The organism is Treponema denticola, from assembly GCF_024400535.1.
GTDB classification, from domain to species: Bacteria; Spirochaetota; Spirochaetia; order Treponematales; family Treponemataceae; genus Treponema_B; species Treponema_B denticola_C.
On sequence record NZ_CP038800.1, the window covers coordinates 2,712,791 to 2,733,711 of the forward strand.

Annotated in this window: 17 protein-coding genes and 3 pseudogenes; 4 read left to right on the plus strand and 16 right to left on the minus strand. The window is 39.0% G+C overall.

What is annotated here, in order from left to right; translation table 11 throughout:
* The first annotated feature begins 95 nt into the window (after positions 1-95).
* On the plus strand, positions 96-1,040 hold the full coding sequence (locus tag E4N78_RS12845; protein WP_255810937.1) for a cation diffusion facilitator family transporter: 945 nt from the start codon (positions 96-98) through the stop codon (positions 1,038-1,040).
* On the opposite strand, the gene E4N78_RS12850 is transcribed toward E4N78_RS12845, so the two are convergent.
* The 15 genes and pseudogenes from E4N78_RS12850 to E4N78_RS12920 form a co-directional block, all read right to left on the minus strand.
* Positions 1,037-1,609 carry a M15 family metallopeptidase gene (locus E4N78_RS12850; RefSeq protein WP_255810938.1) on the minus strand — a complete coding sequence of 191 codons (573 nt, stop codon included), beginning with the start codon at positions 1,607-1,609 and terminating at the stop codon, positions 1,037-1,039. The genes E4N78_RS12845 and E4N78_RS12850 overlap by 4 nt on opposite strands.
* Positions 1,610-1,860: 251 nt before the next feature.
* A complete protein-coding gene (locus tag E4N78_RS12855) occupies positions 1,861-2,184 on the minus strand; it encodes an STAS domain-containing protein (RefSeq protein WP_255810939.1) in 324 nt (107 codons plus the stop codon).
* A gap of 9 nt (positions 2,185-2,193) precedes the next feature.
* Positions 2,194-4,320 (minus strand): PP2C family protein-serine/threonine phosphatase, encoded by a 2,127-nt coding sequence (locus tag E4N78_RS12860; RefSeq protein ID WP_255810940.1) that lies wholly within the window; start codon positions 4,318-4,320, stop codon positions 2,194-2,196.
* A 3-nt stretch (positions 4,321-4,323) separates the two neighbouring features.
* Entirely contained in the window at positions 4,324-5,775 is a 1,452-nt protein-coding gene (locus E4N78_RS12865) for a PP2C family protein-serine/threonine phosphatase (RefSeq protein WP_255810941.1), read from the minus strand.
* Between the two features lie 79 nt (positions 5,776-5,854).
* Positions 5,855-6,991, minus strand: a complete 1,137-nt coding sequence (gene dnaJ / locus E4N78_RS12870) for a molecular chaperone DnaJ (protein ID WP_255810942.1) — start codon at positions 6,989-6,991, stop codon at positions 5,855-5,857.
* A gap of 73 nt (positions 6,992-7,064) precedes the next feature.
* Complete coding sequence (gene dnaK, locus E4N78_RS12875) at positions 7,065-9,005, minus strand: molecular chaperone DnaK (RefSeq protein ID WP_002692675.1); 1,941 nt, start codon at positions 9,003-9,005, stop codon at positions 7,065-7,067.
* A gap of 20 nt (positions 9,006-9,025) precedes the next feature.
* Positions 9,026-9,739 (minus strand): nucleotide exchange factor GrpE, encoded by a 714-nt coding sequence (locus E4N78_RS12880; protein WP_255810943.1) that lies wholly within the window; start codon positions 9,737-9,739, stop codon positions 9,026-9,028.
* A 309-nt stretch (positions 9,740-10,048) separates the two neighbouring features.
* Positions 10,049-10,999 (minus strand): annotated as a pseudogene (locus tag E4N78_RS12885) (formylglycine-generating enzyme family protein); the annotation flags it as partial.
* Positions 11,000-11,260: 261 nt separating this feature from the next.
* Positions 11,261-11,611: pseudogene (locus tag E4N78_RS12890) on the minus strand (InlB B-repeat-containing protein); the annotation flags it as partial.
* A 150-nt stretch (positions 11,612-11,761) separates the two neighbouring features.
* Positions 11,762-12,472, minus strand: coding sequence for a DNA-binding domain-containing protein (locus E4N78_RS12895; RefSeq protein WP_255810944.1), 711 nt, complete (start codon positions 12,470-12,472; stop codon positions 11,762-11,764).
* A 242-nt stretch (positions 12,473-12,714) separates the two neighbouring features.
* Positions 12,715-12,930, minus strand: coding sequence for a hypothetical protein (locus tag E4N78_RS12900; protein WP_253680900.1), 216 nt, complete (start codon positions 12,928-12,930; stop codon positions 12,715-12,717).
* Positions 12,931-13,048: 118 nt separating this feature from the next.
* Positions 13,049-13,825 (minus strand): ABC transporter ATP-binding protein, encoded by a 777-nt coding sequence (locus tag E4N78_RS12905; protein ID WP_370644961.1) that lies wholly within the window; start codon positions 13,823-13,825, stop codon positions 13,049-13,051.
* Positions 13,812-14,570: a precorrin-6A reductase gene (gene cobK, locus E4N78_RS12910; protein WP_255810946.1), complete on the minus strand. Its 759-nt coding sequence runs from the start codon at positions 14,568-14,570 to the stop codon at positions 13,812-13,814. The genes E4N78_RS12905 and cobK overlap by 14 nt, the downstream gene beginning before the upstream one ends.
* On the minus strand, positions 14,567-15,289 hold the full coding sequence (cobJ, locus tag E4N78_RS12915; protein ID WP_255810947.1) for a precorrin-3B C(17)-methyltransferase: 723 nt from the start codon (positions 15,287-15,289) through the stop codon (positions 14,567-14,569). Before cobJ ends, cobK begins: the two co-directional genes overlap by 4 nt.
* A gap of 26 nt (positions 15,290-15,315) precedes the next feature.
* Positions 15,316-16,932 carry an ATP-binding protein gene (locus E4N78_RS12920; RefSeq protein WP_255810948.1) on the minus strand — a complete coding sequence of 539 codons (1,617 nt, stop codon included), beginning with the start codon at positions 16,930-16,932 and terminating at the stop codon, positions 15,316-15,318.
* Between the two features lie 95 nt (positions 16,933-17,027).
* Between E4N78_RS12920 and E4N78_RS12925 the strand changes: the two are divergent.
* The 3 genes and pseudogenes from E4N78_RS12925 to E4N78_RS12935 form a co-directional block, all read left to right on the plus strand.
* A pseudogene (locus E4N78_RS12925) lies at positions 17,028-17,349 on the plus strand (IS30 family transposase); the annotation flags it as partial.
* Between the two features lie 124 nt (positions 17,350-17,473).
* Complete coding sequence (locus E4N78_RS12930; protein ID WP_255810949.1) at positions 17,474-18,367, plus strand: Rpn family recombination-promoting nuclease/putative transposase; 894 nt, start codon at positions 17,474-17,476, stop codon at positions 18,365-18,367.
* Between the two features lie 177 nt (positions 18,368-18,544).
* A complete protein-coding gene (locus E4N78_RS12935) occupies positions 18,545-19,486 on the plus strand; it encodes a radical SAM protein (RefSeq protein ID WP_255810950.1) in 942 nt (313 codons plus the stop codon).
* Between the two features lie 36 nt (positions 19,487-19,522).
* Here E4N78_RS12935 and E4N78_RS12940 read toward each other — a convergent pair whose 3' ends face one another.
* Positions 19,523-20,905 carry an MATE family efflux transporter gene (locus E4N78_RS12940; RefSeq protein ID WP_255810951.1) on the minus strand — a complete coding sequence of 461 codons (1,383 nt, stop codon included), beginning with the start codon at positions 20,903-20,905 and terminating at the stop codon, positions 19,523-19,525.
* Positions 20,906-20,921 lie beyond the last annotated feature (16 nt).

A 20,921-nucleotide genomic window follows, 5' to 3' on the forward strand; every position in this document is an offset into this window, starting at 1 on the left:
AATACCGCCTCATCCTTATTCTACAATTAAAATTTATAATATTCAACTCCTTTTTAAGATTGATTTTATTATTTTATTTTGCTATAATAAGATTGATGGATAGCGATAAAAGAATAAAGCTTGTGAGAATTGCATCTCTTACTGCTCTCATAGGAAATATAATAATCTGCATTGCAAAACTTGTAATAGGAATTTATGCACAAAGTCTTTCGGTACTGGGAGACGGTTTAGACTCGGCAACCGATGTTATAATATCGGTTATTACGCTTGTAGTAAGTTTTATAATAAATAGGCCTTCAGATAAAGAACACCCTTGGGGCCATCACCGGGCAGAGACAATGGCAGCCCTCATCTTGTCTTTTATAATTATGACTGCAGGCTTTCAACTCTTTCTTACAGCAGCAGGAAAACTAATAAATGTTTATAAAGGGACTGTAACTATTTTGCTGCCTCACATACTTGCCGTTATTGTTACGGTATCTTCAATCGCAGTAAAACTCCTTTTAGCCCTCAACCAGCATATTATAGGCAAAAAGGCCGGCAGCATGATGATTCAAGCCAATGCAAAAAATATGACAAATGATGTAATCCTTTCCGCTTCAGTTTTAACGGGCCTTGGAATTTCATATTTTTTTAATGCACCGATTTTTGATGCAGTTACGGCTCTTCTGGTAAGTGCTTGGATTATAAAATCAGGCATAGAACTTTTTGTGGAACTGAATATTGAATTAATGGACGGAAATACAAATGATCTTTTGTATAAACAACTATTTGAAGCCGTCAATTCGGTTGAAGGAGCTCATAATCCTCACCGTGCAAGAATCAGACGGATGGCTAACCTTTTGGATATAGATTTGGATATCGAGGTTGATGCCGAAATCAGTATCTACGAAGGTCATTGTATAGCAGAAAAAGTAACTTCAGCAATTAAAGAAAAAATAGAAAATGTTTATGATGTAATGGTTCATATTGAACCTTACGGAACTCAAAATAATGAAGAAGAAGGCTTCGGTTTATCCGAAAAAGATATAAACAGTTAACTCAGTTTTGCTTTTTCTTTTTTCCACAGGTCGATAAATTCCAACATATATTGTTGAATATCATCAAACCATTCTTTTTGAAATTTACAAGCCTCAACTCCTAAATACCTATAATGCCAGCATTCCCAATTATAGCCGGTAATTTTTTCCATACCATTTGGATAAGAAAGAGACCAACCATAGTCTCCGGCATTTTTAAAAAGCCATTTACCTTCAGGTGTATCGGCATACTCATCCGTAATTGTACCGAAATCAACGGCAGTTCCCAGTTGATGCTGACTTGCTCCGGGCGGGGCAGAAAAAGACAGAGCATTTTTTTTACCATAGACTTTTTCATATTTTGAAAAAAGTTTTGACTGATAGCTATAAGGACGATAACCTGAGCTTACTCTTATCTCTATTCCATCCTTTTTTGCCGCTTCTGCCATTTTTTGTAATGGCCTCTCTGCAATTTTTGCAAGATAGATATTGGTACGATCTAGAACATATTTTCTGTCTTTTATATCATAGAGCAATATAATATCCTTAGGTTCATGATTTGCATCAAGAATATTATGCTTATCAACCAAAATAAGTATATCGTCTTTTTCCGTTTCTAATACATAATTAAGACTTTCTAAAAATATTTTTTTATTTTTATTTATTTTGCTATATATATTTTCTGGAAAGTGTTTAGAAAACTCTGGATATACTTTTTTATATATATGTTCATCCGAGTTTTTTTCCTTTGGATAAACACAAAATATCAAAATATAAAAGAAAAATAGAGATAGAATTCTCTTTAGAGTAAAATACATATTCAATCCTGATAAAAAATTATCTATATTTCATCAATGGAGTGAATCATTCTAAACACATCGGAAAAACCTGTTGAATCCAAAGCCATTTTGACATCTTTGGCCGGGTTTAAAATATACATCTTATGCCCATTTTCTTCACTTTCATTATGAGCTGTCATTAAAACACCTATTCCAGATGACGAAAGAGTACCCACTTTAGATAAGTCTAAGACAACATCATTATCTTTAATTGCAGAATATACTTTCTTTTCAAAATCACCTGATGTATATAAATTAACAGTACCTTCTACAGCTAATAATAAACAATCTGCTACTTTAGATTCAGTAATAATTAAATTTTCCATAAAACTTCCTTATATATGTTTAAATGTCATAATAGTAATATCGTCTTCAATCTCTTTTGCAATATAATCCAATAGGGTTTTATATATTATATTGGAAATTTCTTTTGCAGACCTTGTCCTATTCGCAGCAACCAAACGGTTTACTCTATCATTTCCGAATTTATCACCTTTTAAGTTTTTAGAATCCAGAAGACCGTCAGTCGTAAAGACTATAATATCATTTCTGTTCATGGTAATTTTTCTTACCTTTAAAAAAGGTCTTATATTTTTTACAAAACCTAAAACTTTTCCCTCTCCTTGAATCTCAATAACGTTTTTATATGAGTCTATATACATTGACATAAGAGGAATACCGCAGTTAAGATAGTAAATCGTCGTTGTTTTAAAGTCAATAATACCAAAAAGACCGGCAAGAAATGTTCCTCTTGGGAGATTATCTTTAATAAAAGAATTTATTTTTACAACCAGTTCTTTAAAGTCAGGAGTATCCGAAAGATATGTGTGCAAAACCGATTTTAAGATAACCATAGACATACTTGCGCTTAAACCCTTTCCCGAAACATCTCCGATTAAAAATAAATACCTATCATCAGACAGCTTAATAAAGTCGGTAAAATCACCTCCAAGCTGGTGAGCTGAAAAAGCAACTGAGTCCACATCAATAGTACGCTTTTCAACAATATCTATATTTTTTTGAATGGAACTGATAATCTGATCCGACATTTCTATTTCGCGGTCCAGGATGAGAACAATATCCTGTTTTGCTATATTCCGCAAATAATAAACAACTAAAAAGAAATAAGAGTATAGACTGTTTAATACATCAAAATCATATGTCGTGTAGGCTTCTTTCTTCCTTTTAGATGAAATAGCAATTACGCCTATTAACTTTTGACCTTCTCGTACAAAAATTAAAATTTCGGCATACGTACTATTCATAAAGCTAACCAGCTCATCACGCACAGGCGAAAAGAGAGGATTTGTTAGAACTTGGGATTTCATTATAACCTGAATATTTTCATTTAATAAAAATGAAAATATGGGTTTATTCGTATCAAATGTAGAAATTATACCTAATGTAGAATATACAGGCTCCAGTATTTCTTTTTCACTTGAAATTAATATACTTATAGAAGAGGCTTTTAATTGCTCCATCAAAATACCCGAAAAATTTTGGATTACTTTATCACGGCCGCCTGTATAATCGATTTTTTGAAGCTTTTCTTCTATCACTTTTGCATATTCGGAGGTATCTCCCAAAAACCATCGTAACTTTTGAGAAACAAAATTCCTAATAACAAGAAAAACAAATGCACCTAGTATAAGAAGAATAATCTGCGCATAAAAATTACGTATATAAGTTAAGACCCATGATGCCCAAAATCCTGTTACAGCAGCAAAGACAAGAATAAAACTCAAAAAGCGTACAAGAGCAAAGCCCAACTGTTTTCTATCATAAACAATTGATGTTGAAAAACCGTATGATGTAAAGAAAATCAATAAAACATAACCTAATGGAATTATAGCTATTACCCATGAAAAAACATAAGAAAGATAATATACTAAAGACCAAGTAATTATACCTAAAATAAGAGCTGTAAAATAAATTATTATCTGCTGTTTATAAATCTGACTTTCTTCTTTAAAAATTTTGACCATAGATATTAACGCTGCAAAAACAGGTATTACCAAAAAAAGGAGCCTTTCAAAAACTACCGCAGCACTCAGCCCGGCTATCATCATGGAATTAAATTTAAAACCTGACAAGGCGTTCCAAAAAAAGCCTTCTATAAAAAAAATAGATATGGCAGCAATTCCTGCATGAAAAACAGCATTGAATATAGTAACTACGGGATTTGTTTTACGTTCAAAGTAAGGCATTTTTACTGTAAACTGCATAATAAAAAATGAGGATATAACCATACTCAACATAAACAGTTTAGATGTTATAAAAATTATTTTAGAAAAATTAAAATATAAAGCCAATAATAGAGTTAAAAAAACTACTCCAGTTACAACCGTACTACAGGAAAGCATAAACAAATATTTTGCATACGGTTCTTTTTTAAAAATAAGATTTATAGTCAATATGGTTAAAACTACTAAAAAGAAAAATACAAAAACAATCAGACCCATACGCTACCCCTTAATCTTAGCACACATTATAGTAATATCATCCCTCATCGGTTTATTATTCGTATGAGCATAAGCCAAGTTTGCAACATTTTCCACAATTTTGTCCGCGCTATATTGAGCAAAAGATTTTATAGATTCCAGATACGTATCCGTTTCCCCCAATTCAATACCTTCATCATTCATAGCTTCCGGAATACCGTCCGTCATCATTAAAATTACATCGCCTCGGTATAAAGGTCTTTCTTTAACTTCTACCTTAGCAAAATCTATAATACCGACAATACTGCAAGTAGATTCAAGTACTTTCACTTTATAACCGTCAGGAGCTTCCGTAAGAATCATAGGGTTTTCCATCGAAGCATTAACATATCGTATTGTCATTTTTTCAGTATCAATAAGCCCCAAAAATAAGACGGTATACTTATCCAAAAGACCCATTCTTTTTATTGCACTATCTACTGCAACAATTAAAGAAGAAAGGTCTTCTTTATTTTTAGCTATCTTAATTGTATTTACTACGATACCCATAACTAGGGCAGCTGAAAGTCCCTTACCGGAAACGTCGCCTACTACCAACAAAGTCTTGTGCTCATCAACCTTTATGGCATCATAATAATCGCCTGAAACATTTACAAGAGGCTTAAAATACGCAGCCAATTCCAGCATAGGCATCTCGGGAAGCTTTTGAGGTAAAAAAGCCTTTTGGGTGTTGGCAACCATGTTCCATTCTTGGCTTAATTCTGAAAAATATAAAAGCTGTTCGAGAGTTGATATTCTGTCTTGGTAGCTTGAAAATTCGGAGAGCATATTAGTAAATATTTCAGGTTCTACTTCATTAAGATATCTGCAGATAATAAAAAAATGTATTTTTTCTAAAATAACAGCGGCAATGCGGGCTTGTTTGAGTTGACATACTTTCATATCCGTATTAAGAAAATAGACACCCTTTTTAAAATCTTTTGTAATTTCATTTAGAGAATTAAATGTTTCAGGGGATGAAACAAATCTAGAGGAACTATTGTATATAACAACATCTTCTTCCGGATTGACAATCATGATAGAGCAATCTCCGGAGTATTCCATTTCATTTTGAACCGTATCAATTAAATTTTCAATTGTATAGCAAAATCTTAATTTTTCTAAAAATAGTGAAAAGATCTTAGTCTTAGGCCTATCATATTCTTTTTCTTCTATTTTTTTTGAAAAGGCTTTAAAAAGAGAGTCGGCAAAAATTGCAACGATTACAAAAACCAGAATGCCTATAAAAAAACGATGAGTCTGAGTCATCTCAGGAATCCTAGCCAATCGGCTCAAAGCCAAAGTCATATCATTAGCCGAGTAAAATTTACCTAAAAACAAAAATCTTGGGCTTACAAATATCATAAAAAGAGCAAAAACACAGCCCATAGCAAAGCTTATCAGAATATTTGAAAGCAATTTTCGTAACTTAATCATTATGACCTCTCAGCTTAGGAGATATTATATCATAAAATAAAATAAAGATAAAGCCTAAATTAAAAAAGCCTATCAATTTTTAAGGTAAATCTTTTAAAGGGATAAGATTAGGATTTTCATTTTCACCTTCAATCGCTGAAATTTCTTGCAAAAGTTTTTTTGAATTTGATGACAGTTTTGAAGGAATTTGCACTTGAATTTGAATATAGAGATCGCCCTTTCTGCCTATCCCTGTAGGAACACCTTCGCCTCTAATCCTTAAAAGTTTTCCGTTTTGTGTTCCGGCCGGAATTTTTAGTCTCAATGTTTTTTCATCGAGAGATTTGATGTTTATTTCTCCGCCTAAAGCAGCCTGAGTCATTGAGATGGGAACAGCACAGTAGAGGTCGATTCCATTCCGTTCAAAATAAGGATGGGCTTGAACGAAGATGAAAACAAAGAGGTCTCCATATTCTCCGCCGGCTTGACCTGCATTTCCTTGGCTGGGAATTGTAATCCGTTTTCCGTTTTCGACACCGGCAGGAATGGTAACGATTATACGCTGCTTTTTGCGCTCTAAGCCGTTTCCGCCGCATTTTTTACAGGGTTTTTCGATTATGGAGCCTTCGCCTCCGCAGGTAGGACACGGCCTCGATATAGAAAAGAAACCGGTACTTTGACGCACCTGTCCCGTACCCTTACAATCTGGACACATTTTTTTTGAGCTTCCGGCTTCGCTGCCTGTTCCATGACATTCTGTACATTTTTCATTGCGGGTATAGCTTAACTCTGCTTTTTTACCGTAAACGGCATCAACAAAAGAAATTTGAAGATCATAGCGCAGGTTAGAACCGCGGATAGGGCCTGCATGGCGGCCTCCGAAACCCGAAGCACGGGCAAAGCCTCCGCCGAATAGATTTTCAAAAATATCCGAAAAGCTTCCGCCGAAAATGTCTTCAAAACCTTGGAAGGCAGAAGGATCATAGCCTCCGCCGCCCGCCATTCCGTCTACGCCTGCATGGCCGAATTGGTCATACATGCTGCGCTTTTTTTCGTCGATAAGGATTTCATAAGCTTCGGTTGCTTCTTTAAATTTTTCTTCAGCAGCCTTATCTCCTTGGTTTTTATCGGGATGATATTTGATTGCTAATTTTCGATATGCTTTTTTGATGTCATCGTTTGAGGCTTTTTTATCTACGCCCAAAACCTCATAATAGTCTCTTTTAGATGCCGGCACTAAAAACTCCCAGTGTAAAATTTATTAGGCGGAGAAAAGATATTCCCTTCTCCGCCGTTTTAAGTCTTAAAATTTATTTATCATTATCATCATTTACGACTTCATAGTCAACATCATCGGCAGTGCCGGTTTTGGGACCTGAAGTACCGTAATCGGGTCCCGCTTGAGCTCCTTGAGAACTGCCGGCATTAGGATCGGCTCCTGCTTGAGCGCCCTGCTGCTTGTACATTTCTTCTGCAATCTTATAGGCAGCCTGCTGGAGGCTTTCGGTCTTTGCCTTAATATCAGCCGTATTATCGGAATTAAGGGCCTGTCTTAAATCGGCTATTGCAGCTTCAATTTTTTGCTTATCGGCAGCACCGATCTTATCTCCCATTTCTTTGAGAGTTTTTTCGGTTTGATAAATAAGAGAATCGGCATTATTTTTTGCTTCAACCTTTTCTTTTTCGAGCTTATCGTTTTCGGCATTGGCTTCAGCTTCTTTTACCATTCTATCGATTTCGCTCTCGCTTAAGCCGCTTGAGCTTTCGATTCGGATATGCTGTTCTTTTCCGGTTCCGAGGTCTTTTGCCGAAACGTGAACAATACCGTTTGCATCAATATCGAAAGTAACTTCAATCTGCGGAACTCCGCGCGGTGCGGGAGGAATACCTACGAGGTCAAAATTGCCGAGGGTTCTGTTTTGGCTGGCCATACCGCGTTCTCCCTGCAATACATGGATAGAAACGGCAGTCTGTCCGTCAGCGGCTGTCGAGAAAACCTGACTCTTCCTTGTCGGAATCGTAGTATTTCTGTTGATAAGGGGTGTAAATACGCCTCCCATCGTTTCGATACCCAAAGAAAGAGGAGTAACATCCAAAAGAAGAACATCTTTAACATCTCCGCCCAAGATACCGCCCTGAATAGCGGCACCCATTGCTACGGCTTCATCGGGGTTTACGCTCTTAGAACCTTCTTTGCCGAAAATTTCTTTTATAATCTGCAAAACCTTAGGCATTCGGGTTGAACCGCCGACCAAAAGAATATCATCGATTTTATCGGGAGTTATACCCGCATCTTTTAAGGCTTTTCGGCAAGGCTCCTTTGTTCTTTCAAAGAGGTCTTCCGTCATTTGCTCAAACTTAGCCCTGGATAAGCTCTTTTGTAAGTGCTTAGGCCCGTTTGCATCGGCTGTAATAAAGGGTAAGTTTACCTCCGTATTTGCAACCGAAGAAAGCTCAATCTTTGCCTTTTCAGCGGCTTCACGCAAACGCTGTAAGGCCATTCTGTCTTTAGATAGGTCAATGCCCGTATCTTTTTTAAACTCGTCAACAAGCCAGTTTACTATTCTGTTATCAAAATCATCACCGCCGAGGTGGGTATCTCCATTTGTAGATTTTACTTCAAAAACGCCGTCACCCAATTCAAGAATAGAAATATCGAAGGTTCCTCCTCCAAGGTCATATACGGCGATTGTTTTTTCCTTTTTAGAATCCTTGTTAAAACCGAAGGCCAAGGAAGCGGCTGTCGGCTCGTTTATGATTCGCTTTACTTCCAAGCCGGCAATCTTTCCGGCATCCTTTGTTGCCTGTCTTTGAGCATCATTAAAATAAGCCGGAACGGTTATAACGGCTTCGGTTACGGTTTCGCCCAGATAGTCCTCGGCTGTCTTTTTCATTTTTTGTAGAATAAAGGCGGAAATTTCCTGTGTGGAATAAAGTTTTCCGTCAATGTCGATTCTTACATCTTCCCCCTGAGGTACAATCTTGTAGGGAACACGCTTTAACTCGTCGGTGAGCTCGCTGTATCGGTGACCGATAAAGCGCTTTACCGAATAAACGGTTCTTTCGGGGTTGGTAATCATTTGGTTCTTTGCAGGCTGGCCTACAACCCTTTCATCTTTTGAGGTAAAGCCTACAATGGACGGAGTCGTTCTTCCGCCTTCAGAGTTCGGTATAACAACGGGCTCGCCGCCTTCCATTACCGATACACAAGAGTTTGTTGTTCCTAAGTCAATTCCAATAATCTTTCCCATTTTCAATATCTCCTATAAACCTAATTTTCGTTTTTTTTATCGGCGGCTTCGCTTTCTTCCGCCTTTTTTTCATCCTGCTTTTCGGCAGGCATTAGTACCATTACCTTGGAGTGACGAATCACTCTTTCTTTTAGTTTGTAGCCTTTTTGAAGCTCTTCCCCTACAACAGCCTCTTTTACATCGGGAGACTGAATCATTGAAACGGCTTCGTGAAGGTTGGGGTCGAAGGCTTCTCCCTTTGCAGGATAATAGCTAAGCCCGTACTTTGAGCTCAACATAGAAACCATCTGGTTCTTTATCATTACAACACCTTCAACAAAGGCATTGTTTGAGGCCTCTCCGCCTTGAGTTTTGCCGGCATCAATAGCCCTGTCAAAATCATCGAGCACCTGTACAAGATCCAAAAGCAGATTGCTGTTTGCATAGTCTATTGCTTCCTGCTTTTCCCTAATCATGCGTTTGCGGTAGTTTTCAAAATCCGCAGCCTTGCGCAAATACTGATCCTGCCAGTCCCTGCAAATAGTTTCAAGCTCTTCTATCCGCTTTTCAGGGCTTAACACATCATCATTTTTTTCTGGTTTTTCTTCTTGCGTGGTTTCTTTTGGAGCTTCGCACCCGCATCCGGCTCCTTTTTCATCTTTCACAGCAGACTCATCTTTCGGCTGAAGGTCTTTTTCAATGTCTTCTTTTTCCGCCTGTTTTTTATCGGCCTGCTTTTCATGATTTTTGCTCATTTGAACTCCAACTATCTCTATATCTTATAAGAAGATACTAATAGAAAAAAAAATGGTCAAGGGTTTTTGGAAAATCGTGATAGAAAATTTGTAAAATATTGCGGTATTGGAGATTACCATATATAAAAAACGCCGATTATTCCCGCATAAGAATAACCGGCATTAAAAAGTTCAAGGATGTATATTCTCCAACCGCCATGGACGGCGGTGGTTACATTCTTGCGATGTTTTGCCGTGAGGCAAAACTCGAAACTCAAAATCGGACACGGATGTCCGATTTTGAGTACCTCTCCGGCAAAATGTGTGAACTTAGGGCAGACAAGCCAGGCGGAAGCCAAGATTGTCGTACCTGTTGTCAGGACTGTCGTGGTCCCGTCTGCCTACAGTGCAGAAGGTCGCGTTGTTGCTCCAGCTGCCGCCGCGTCTAACACGGTCAGTACCCGACGCACCACCCTGAGGATCGGTAACAATACCGCCTTGCATATAAGCAGTATCGTTTGATGCAGGGGCATCCTTATACCAATCAAAACACCATTCCCAGACATTACCGCTCATATCGTGTAAGCCAAGTGCATTCGCTCTCTTTTTTCCTACAGGATGAGTTTTGCTTCCTGAATTACCGTCATACCACGCAACCGCTCCTGTTTCCGCAGAATCTTTCCAGTCAGCTTTCGCTCCGCTTGCACTGTTTAATTTGGTAAGGTATACCTCACTACCACCTTCGCCGTAGTTTACCGCATTTTCGTTGTTGTTTTGCCGGCGGGCCGCATATTCCCACTCGGCTTCGGTAGGAAGTCTAAAGCCTTTTTTACTCATATCAGCATAGGCTTTATCGCAAAGAACTGGCTTTAGTGCATTTTTTAATACGGTAGAATCGCTATCGCTTTTGCGGTATACGCATTCTTCCTCGCCCAACGTCTTTTCCGTATACGCATTACACCATACTATGCAGTCCCGCCAGCTTATATTTGTTACCGGCTCGATTTTGCCTGTTTCTGTAGGGGCTGCTCCTACGCCGCCTGTGCCGTCACAACCTTCAAGCCCTTTGTTTGCAAAGGTGTAGCCATTACTTTCTGCCCATGTCAGTACCTCGTGCCATAACTCGTACGTTACCTCTGTTTTGCCCAGCTTGTAGGGGCTTAATTTCACCTTCCGGTCTTTAATAAATACGCCTTTCCTCCAAGCTTGATTTCCGGGTAAGGTGTAGTCAGGGTCAACGCCTGCAATGCCTGTTGTCGGAGGTATTATTTTTACAAAATTGCGCTCGTAAAAGAGTTCTACGACTGTAGAGCCGTCGGGTTTTATTGTACCGCTTGGCTGTACAGTGCCGTTTACTTTGGTAAGATCCGATTTGTAGGTAAAACCTTCGTAGGCACCGCCGGTTTTCGGCGTGTATTCGGCGTTTGTTCCAACCGTACCGGTTTTATTTTCGGTTTCCGTCGGTTCTGCGGGATAGCCGCCTTCCTCTTTTTCCTGATAGTGTTTTACTTTATACGGGGTTTCGCCTGCAAGAAAGCTTACCTTAACGGTTACCGCTTTTGTTACGGTATAGGTATAGGTGTTTGACGTGTTGCCTGTAACAACATCATTGCCTACCTTCCACTCTTTTACATTGTAGCCCGAACTCGGCGTTGCGGTAAAGGTTACTGTTTTGCCCTGTGCAACCTTGTCTCCTGTATTGATTTCGTTGCCGCCGACCATTGCTTTCAGCGTACCGTTTCCGCCGTCTACGCCGAAGGTTACGGTATAGTTGGGCTCAGACTTTTTCGATTCCGTCTTGTGCTTACAACCTGCAAAAAGCATTACCAGCGTTAAAATTGCGGCTAAGATGAGCGCCGCGGCTCCTCTTTTCTTGTTGTTGATTGTTTTCATCTTGAAAATCTCCTTAATTAAAGTTTTATCAATTTGTAATTATATAGTTCGGCTACACCGCTGTGTGTAGATACCTTACACTTAGACCTGTAGACCGGCTACACCTCAGTGTGTAAGCACCCTACACTTACCGGTGTAGGCTCTCTACATTTATGCTGTAACCGTAAGAGCCTTTGCAAAGCGTCCCGTTTTTAGATTTTTAAGCGCTTTTCCGCCTTCGGCAATCTTCGTCCGTACTTCTATATAGTACGTTCCGGCCGCCAAATCGGCGGGGATTATTGCCATAAGACGCGCGGGTTTGTTTTCGGCTATGACTGCTGCGCGTACGGCCTCTCCGGTTTCGGGCACAAAGAAGATGCCTTGGGCTGCATCTTTGGCATCGAACTTAAGCCGTGCACCTACCAGCTGTACGACCCCGCCCTTGGTCAAGGTTGTGTTTACCGTACCTGTTACGATGTCGGTAACTTCGGTGATGTAGGGGTCGGTACTTGTTCCTTCGGTTTTTTCGCACTTGACTTTGGTAACCGCGTCGCGAAGCAGGGTGCCGGCGGTTATGTTCAGGTTGACCGTGTGCCGCTTTTTATCGAAGCTGTCATTTGCTCCGTCGAACACGCCCGATATGCTCAAAGCGGTGTTCATAAGCGGTGTGTTAACGGCCGAGCCGTCTTTGATAATGGCACTTACTACCTCTCCGTAGACTTGCAAGGTTGCCGCCACATCCGCACGCGTGAGCGTGGTGCCCTTGTCCATCATAAGGTCGATAATCTCGTCAAGCGTGTACGAGCGCACATCCGCCGCCTGTGCCATGTAATCGTCCGGCGCAGGGGTGAGTAAGTTTTCTCGTAAAGAGTATTTAAGCATTTCTTTGCCTCCTTATATTTTTTAATTTAACCGCGGAGCACGCCAAGGACGCAAGGTGTTTTAAGAAGGCTTTGTAAGGCATTCTTTTATAATCCTTTGCGGATTTTGTGCCCTTTGCGGTTTTATTAAACGGTGTAATATAAAAAAAGCGCACCAAAGGAATGATTCTGTTCGGTACGCTTGTTGTCTGAGAGTTTGATGTGTATTTGGCTGTGAATTTATTATTCGGGCATGACGAGCCCTCAGCTGTGAAGCTGTGAAGCTGTGAAGCTGTGAAGCTGTGAAGCTGTGAAGCTGTGAAGCTGTGAAGCTGTGAAGCTGTGAAGCTGTGAAGCTGTGAAGCTGTGAAGCTGTGAATTTTGCCCGATACGATGTTTTATGTCAAGAGCTTTTGCTAAACTTTTTGTAATTTTTTTGTGAGAATGTTTATAACTGCCGGCGATGCGTTTCCATATCATTGGTATTTAGTATACACGATTTTGCTGCATATTGCAAGGTCTTTTTGGACTTTGTTTAACCGTAGAGATACAAAGTGCGCAAAGTAATTTTTTAGAATCTTAATAATGACGGAGCGGCCTACAATCTCCTTTCAGGTATAACAACCGGATAGCCCGCAGGATTAAAGATTTTAGCTTCAATGTTGTAAATATTCAAAATATTTTGAGGATTCAGCACCTCTTCGGGACAGCCTTGGGCAAAAATTTTACCCTCTTTCATAGCAAAAAGGTAGTTGCCGTAACGCGCTGCTTGATTTAAGTCGTGAAGAACCAAAACTACCGTAACCCCCGTTTCCTTGTTTAGACGGTTTACAAGCTCTAAGAATTCTATTTGATGAGCCAGATCCAAATAGGTGGTCGGCTCATCAAATAAAAGGATATCCGGCTCTTGGGCAAGGGCCATGGCGATCCAAGCTCTTTGTCTTTCGCCGCCCGACAGGGTTTCCAAAGTTTTGTCCCGCAAAGCAAATGTATTTGTAAGCTTCATAACTTCTTCTATTATCTTTTTATCGGAAGCTTCAAAGCCCTCAAACCATTTTTTATGGGGATAACGGCCGAAGTAAACCAATTCTTCGATGCTCATATCGTCCAGAGTTTTATTTTGCTGTAATAGTATAGAAACTTTTTGGGCGAGTTTTTTGGAATCCATTTTTGAGATATCTTTTTCTTCGATAAAGATTTTGCCGGAAACGGGTTTTATAATTCCTGCGATGCTTTTTAAAATAGTGGACTTTCCTGAAGCATTGGGCCCGATTATCGAAACCACCTGCCCTTTTTTTACCCTTAGGTTTAAATTTTGAACAACAGGTTTATCTCCGTAGGAAAGGCTTAAATCCTCTATCCTAAGCATGTCCATATTTTAAAACCTCTTTTTTAAATTCTTCAAATTCGATAATACCCTCTTCGTTTCCGCGTCCGAGAATTAAGGCTTTTATATTTAGAGCTTCACAGGCGGCGAGTTTTTCCCTTGTGCCTCCGGCATCGCCGCTGTCCTTCATCACAACATAGGAGGCTCCGTATTCTTTAAACATGGCTTCATTTAAATTTTGAGAAAAGGGGCCTGTCATGGCAATTATGTCCTGAGTCGCAACTCCTGCATCTTTGCATTTTTCGATACTGTCTGCCGTAGGTAAAATTCTATATACAAAGCGGTTTGAAGAGCGGAAGGCTTCAAAGTCCGAAACGGTTTTGGAACCTGTCGTAAAAAAAATCGTAGAAGATTTTAATTCTTGTAAAAATGAGCAAAGGTCTTCCATATCCTCAAAAGTGTAAAGATTCTTCTGCTCTGAGTCCGTTGAAGATTGCGAAGGTCCGCGGGTAAAGCGTAAATATTTTATGTTCAAGTTTTGTGCGGTTTTTTTTGCATTTTGAGAAACGATTAGGGCATAAGGATGGCTTAAATCGGCAATGAGGCTTATTTTTTCTTCAATACAAAATTGTTCCATTTGAGATTCATCCATTCTGCCGATTTTAAGTTTATGATTTTTAAAAAAGTCCCTGCTTTCTTCCGTTGCAACGCTCATTATGTAGGGCTCATTTTTTGCTTTTAAAAAATCCGCAAGGCTTCCGGCTTCGGTGGTTCCGCCTATAATCCAGATCATTGAATCTTATATCCTCGCGGGGTAATTATTTTTCCGTTTTGAATGTAGGTATTGCTGTTGCCTATTATTATCAGGCTGAACATATCAATTTCATCGTAATTTATTTTTTGAAGCTCGGTAACGATAATTTTTTCGTTATTACGGCAGGCATTTTTTACTATGCCTACAGGCGTTTTGGGAGCCCTGAATTTTAAGATTATATTTACGGCTTCTTCGATATAATCGGAACGAGTTTTGGATTTGGGATTGTAGAGGGCAATTACAAAGTCGCCTTCTGCCGCTAAACCGACTCTTTTTTTTATAACCTCGTAATCGGTGAGCCTGTCGGAAAGGCTGATAAGGGCCGTATCGTGCATTAAGGGAGCACCCAGCCTTGAAGCTGCAGCAAAGGCGGCGGAAATCCCCGGAATTATTTCGACATTTAAATCGGGAGCAAGCTCCAAGATTGGTCCTGCCATTCCGTAAAGACCGGCATCTCCCGTGCTTATAATGCTTACGGTTTTTCCTTCCTTTACCTTTGAAACTGCATACTTACATCTTTCAATTTCGCCGGTCATTCCCGTTTGAAAAACCTCTTTGCCTTCGATAAAAGGTTTTATATATTCAATGTAGCCTGAATAGCCTACGATTATTTCGGATTGCTTTAAGGCCTCGGCCGCCTGAGCCGACATATATTCCGCCCCTCCGGGGCCTATACCTACAACAAATAATTTACTCAATTTTATTTCCTCGCTTGTAACTCATTTTATAAAAGAGTTTCGGTTTTCCAGTCTTTTATGGTGCGTTCTTTTTCATCAAAGGATGAACCGATTAAGACAATTTTTTTACCGCTTGATTTAAAAGGAACTGCATAGCCTTTTTCTTTTATCTGTGCTATTGCATCTGCCGAGCTTCCGTTTCCGTCAAGTTTAAATTCAAAGATATAAACCGCATCTGCCGTGTGAACAAGACAATCGGCTCTTCCGGCTGCACAGTGTATCTCTGTTTCAACAAACTGTCCCATCAGCTTAAAAATCAAATAAACGGCCGTCTGATAATTTTGCTCCCTAAGCTTTAACTTTTCTTTGGGAAGATTATCGTAAGGAATACCGGCAATTATGGACTTCATTCTTTCCATAAAGCCGTCCACATTTCCCCCTTCAATATCTTTAGAAAATTGGGCAACGGAATAAGCCGCTTCCGAGCTTTTAATATCTGAATAGACAGGCAAAAGATTGCTTAAAAAACCGTAACGGACTTCATCGTTAGGAAAGCCTAAAGAATAAAGCCTGTATTTTGAATCATATCTTTTTATTGTTAAATATCCTGCCTGAAACAAAATCGGAAGAGGATTTTTTGTGTCGGCTCGGTAATCGGCTAGACCGGCCTCATCAAGCTCAACATTTCCGTCTAGGTCGGGAATATTATAGTGGGCATCTTTTAGGTAGTTTACCAAGAAGGTCGGAGAGCCCGTAGCAAACCAATAGCTGCCGGCATTGTTTGCCGAAAAAACATTTAAAACACTGAATGGGTTATAGACGCTTTCTCCTACGCCGGCAAACAAATAGCCGTCATATCGTTTCTTTAAAAGTTCTATACAAGATTCATAGCTTATCTTTTCTTTTTCTGCCAAGGCCTCAATTTCAGGCTTAAAAGTAAGGTGTAATTCTTTTTCGGTAATACCGCAAATTGAAGAGAAAGCCTCGTGTAGACTTATATCCTGTAAATTATTTAAATCGCTAAAAATACTTATCTTACTGAATTTTGTTACGCCCGTTAAAAACGAAAAGCGGATATATTGATCGCAAGTTTTTAAAACCGAATAAAAAGATTTAAGAGTGCTGCGGAATTCTTCGTTTAGGGCTTCATTTACATACATTGTTTGTAAGAGGGGCTTGTCATACTCGTCTACGAGGATAACGACCTTTTTTCCGGTTTTTTCATAAGCCCTATTGATGATACCGGCAAAACGGGCAGTCAAGCCGTTATCCGTTTTATTGCTTCCATATATTTTTTCAAAATCGGTAAGATGGTAATTTAGAACCTGCTTTACACCTTCTTTTTCGTTATACTGCCCCATATTAAAATCCAAATAAAGGACAGGGTATTCAGTCCAAGGCTCCGAGCCTTCCGACTTAGCTCTTTCTTCTTCAGCCTTTTCAATATATAGGTCTTTAAAAAGGTCTTTCTTTCCCAAAAAATAGGCTGCAAGCGTAGAAAGGAAAAGGCTTTTTCCAAATCGGCGCGGGCGGCTTAAAAAATAGGGAGACGAGGTTAAAATCAGCCTAAAAAGATGCTCCGTTTTATCAACATAAAGATATTTATCTGTTCTAAGTTTTTCAAAACTTTGAATGCCGACAGGCAACTTTCTGTAAAGATTCATTATGAGCCTCCTTAGCCTTTCTTTTTTATAATTATATAACAAAACGCTCTTATGTACAAGCCGAGATAAGCGGTAATCAATTTTGCAATTAAAGGATGAAATATAAGGGTGAGTTTAAAGAAATATTTAAAAGCATAACCATGGATAACGGGACTGAATTTTTAGACCAAGAAGGCCTTGAATCCTCTTGTTTAAAAAATGGAGAAAAAAGGACAACTTGTTATTATGCACATCCTTATAGTTCTTAGGTATTGAGGAAGCAATGAGAATGCTAATAAATTAATTAGACGCTTTATACCAAAAGGAGCAGATATAAGTAAATATAGTGACATACAAATAAAGCAAGTAGAGGATTGGATAAATAATTATCCTAGACGGATGTTTGGCTATAAAACGGCTAATCAAATGTATACATGAATTTCATAAAAATGGTATTTTTTGGGCAATACCTCTTACAATTTATACTACTCTTAAATATTTACATCGCTCCCTTTTAAAGTCCTTTAATCTATGGTATAATATGACAAGTGAGGGGGCAGTTATGAGTACTTCAAACAGAAAATATAAAGATTCAGTGTTCGTCGACCTTTTCAGTGAAGATGAAAAAGCGAAAGAGAATTTCTTATCGCTTTATAATGCTCTGCACGGTACGAACCTTACGGCTATAGAACATTTGAAAAATATCCGGCTCGATCAAGTTCTCTATATGACATTCTATAATGATGTATCCTATCTTGTAGATAATAAAATAATAGTCCTTGCTGAACATCAGTCAACAATCAACCCGAATATGCCTCTGCGTTGCCTTGAATACATCAGCCGCCTGTATGAAACGCTCTTTGAATCAAAAGAAAAATACAGCCGTAAGCTCTTAAATATTCCTACTCCTGAGTTTTATGTCTTTTATAACGGTGAAGAATCCTATCCTTCCGATAAAACTCTGAAACTTTCGGAGGCTTTTATAGAAAAGACAACGGAAATTAATCTTGAATTGACCGTTAAAGTAATAAACATAAACAGACAAAACCGTCATCCGGTATTGGAAAACTGTAAAACAATGCATGAATACAGTATATTTGTGGAAACGGTGCGCAAGTGGAAAGAGATAGATAGTCAAAACGGTTTTGAAAAAGCCGTTGAAGAATGTATAGAAAATAATATTTTGCGTGAATATCTAAAACGCAAGACGAAGGAGGTATTGAATATGTTACTGGCAGAATATGATTATGAAACAGATATTGCAGTACAGCGAGCCGAAGAACATGAAATCGCCTTTGCCGAAGGAATTGAAAAAGGAATTGAACAGGGCTTTTCCGAAGGTTCATACCAAACAAAGCTTGAAACGGCACGGATTTTAAAACAGCTTGGGGATTCCGTAAAAAAGATAATGCAAGCGACCGGTCTAACCCAAGAAGAAGTGGAATCGATTAGCTAATTTATAATTCGTTTTATCCCCGGTTTCCGTACCGCGTCTAAAACTGACTGCTCTCAAACCGGACAAAGCTCCGGCTTCGGGGACGGTTTTTTGTGTGCGGGTATACAGGGATAACACGGACCCTTGAATCTCCAACATTATGAGTATATAATATGCACAAGGAGGAACTTATGGAATATGAAGGTAGAATATGAAGGTAGAATTTGCAGGCCTCCTATGGAGCGTTCTTCTTTTATGCTTCCCGTAATGGTCGGCTGCTCATATAATAAGTGTAAGTTTTGTAATTTATTCCGCAACATAAAATATAGAGACCTATCTCTTTCAGAAATTGAAGATGAGCTTATACGCGTAAAAAATTTAAACGGGAGCCTTTCAAAAATTTTTTTAGGGGACGGAAGTGCCTTCAATTTAAAAACGGAGCATCTTTTAAAAATATTGAATTTAATTCATAAGTATTTTCCCGATTGTAATTGCATAAACATGGATGCGACAATCACAGGCATTTTAAAAAAAACCGATGCAGAATTGGAAACCCTATATACACAGGGCATTAGAACTCTTTATATAGGAATAGAAAGCGGCTTGGAAGATGTTCTTTTATTTATGAACAAGGATCACACAAGGGCTGAAGCTGAAAGGGCTGTATCTAAAATACAAAAGCACAGCTATTCTTTCGGAGCCCACATTATGACGGGTATTGCCGGAAAAGGCAGAAACATTGAAAATGCCGAAGCAACGGCAGAATTTTTAAACAAGACAAAACCAATCCGCGTCATAAATTTTTCAATGTTTCTCCACAAAGAAGTTCCGCTTTATAAAGATATAAAGGCGGGAAAATATGAAGCTGCAAGCGAGATGGAAAACCTTAAAGAAGAAAAAAGATTGATCGAGCTTTTAGGTGATGAGGACGGCCCTATTTTTTATGACGGATTCCACGATTATCTGGGGTTTAGGGTAAGAGGAACTCTTCCAAAAGACAGGGAGAAGATGCTTAAAAGTATTCAAAACAAAATCGAAAGCTATAAACCTCTACAAAACGATTACGCTTTTGTAAACGGAGAATGTACTCCTTCTCTCGAAAAAGCTGACGGCTCAGGCAAAATCTGGAAAACGGCCTAGACAGTACTTTTCACAAAGCTCCTAATTTCCCAATCCTTAATCCGTAACGGAGCGGAGCCATTTACCTGATCGGATGCGCCAAAGTCCCAGAAGGGCCTTAAAAGGTTCTTCGCTAAAAAGACAAATATAAATTCCCCATGCCGGAATAGAAGTATAAACCGACAAAGAATATGCCAGAGGAATGGAAACACACCACATAACTGCCGTGTCGCAGATTATACCGAAGCGGGTATCGCCTCCTGCCCTTATTATGCCCACAAGCATACACATGTTAAACGCTTTTAAGGGATAACAGCAGGCTAAAATTATAAAAAGCTTCATAACGGTCTGCAAAACTACTGTTTCTACATTAAAGAAAATAGGAGTCAAGTACGAAATCGGAATTAACATAGCGCCGACAAAAACGGCAACAAAGGGCACAAAGATTGAAACCTTTGCCGCATAAGTTTTTGCCTCATCATAATTTTGCTCTCCGATTTTTTTCCCTATCAAAACGCTGACTCCGTTTCCGAAGCCTATAAAAATAACCCATGTCAACATCGAAACCGTGTTTGTAATATTGTAGGCGGCGTAAGCAAATGTTCCGATTCCTGCAAATATCTTATGATGAAAGGTAATGCCTAAAGACCACAAAGATTCGTTTATTAGAACCGGCATAACTATCGCAAAGTATTGTCTTATAAATTTAAGATCAAAGTCAAAATGGTTTTTAAGTTTTCCGAGTATGGGATATTTCTTTTTCTTTGTTACGGAAAAAAGAATGATAAGCTCGGCGGCTCTGGAAGCTACCGTTGCAATAGCCGCCCCCTTAACTCCGAGTGCGGGGAAGCCCAACAAACCGAAAATCAAAATAGCATTCAGTATAAGGTTTACAAAAAGTGAAACGAGCGTTGCACCAACCGCTACCCTTACCTTTTCTATAGAACGGAGGGTAATCATAAAAATAAAGTTTACCGCAAAGGGCAAAAAGCAAAATGCCGAAACGCTGAGGTAGTCTACCCCCTTTTCGATTACGGCCGCATCTTTTGAATAGAGGGATAAAATTTCTTTCGGAAAAATAGTGCAGGCCAGTGTAAAGAGGGTACTGAAAAAAACGGCAACGATGAGAGAAAGGGCAAAAGTTTTTTGTAAACCGTTAAAATCTTTTTTGCCCCAAAATTGAGCGGTAAAGACCATGCCGCCCGAACCTATGCCGTACAAAATCAAGTTCAATAAAAAAAACAACTGATTGCCAAGCCCTACGGCTGCAAGTTCAATAGTGCCTAAACGGCCTATCATTATTGTGTCTAAAATATTTACAAAGGAGCTTATAAAATTTTGCAATATTATAGGCACGGCAATTATAAATAAGTTTTTTAAAAAAGATTTATCCGAAAATGCCGATTTTAGATTTACAACCGGTTTTGAATTCATAGTCATAAGTTTCCAAGCTCCT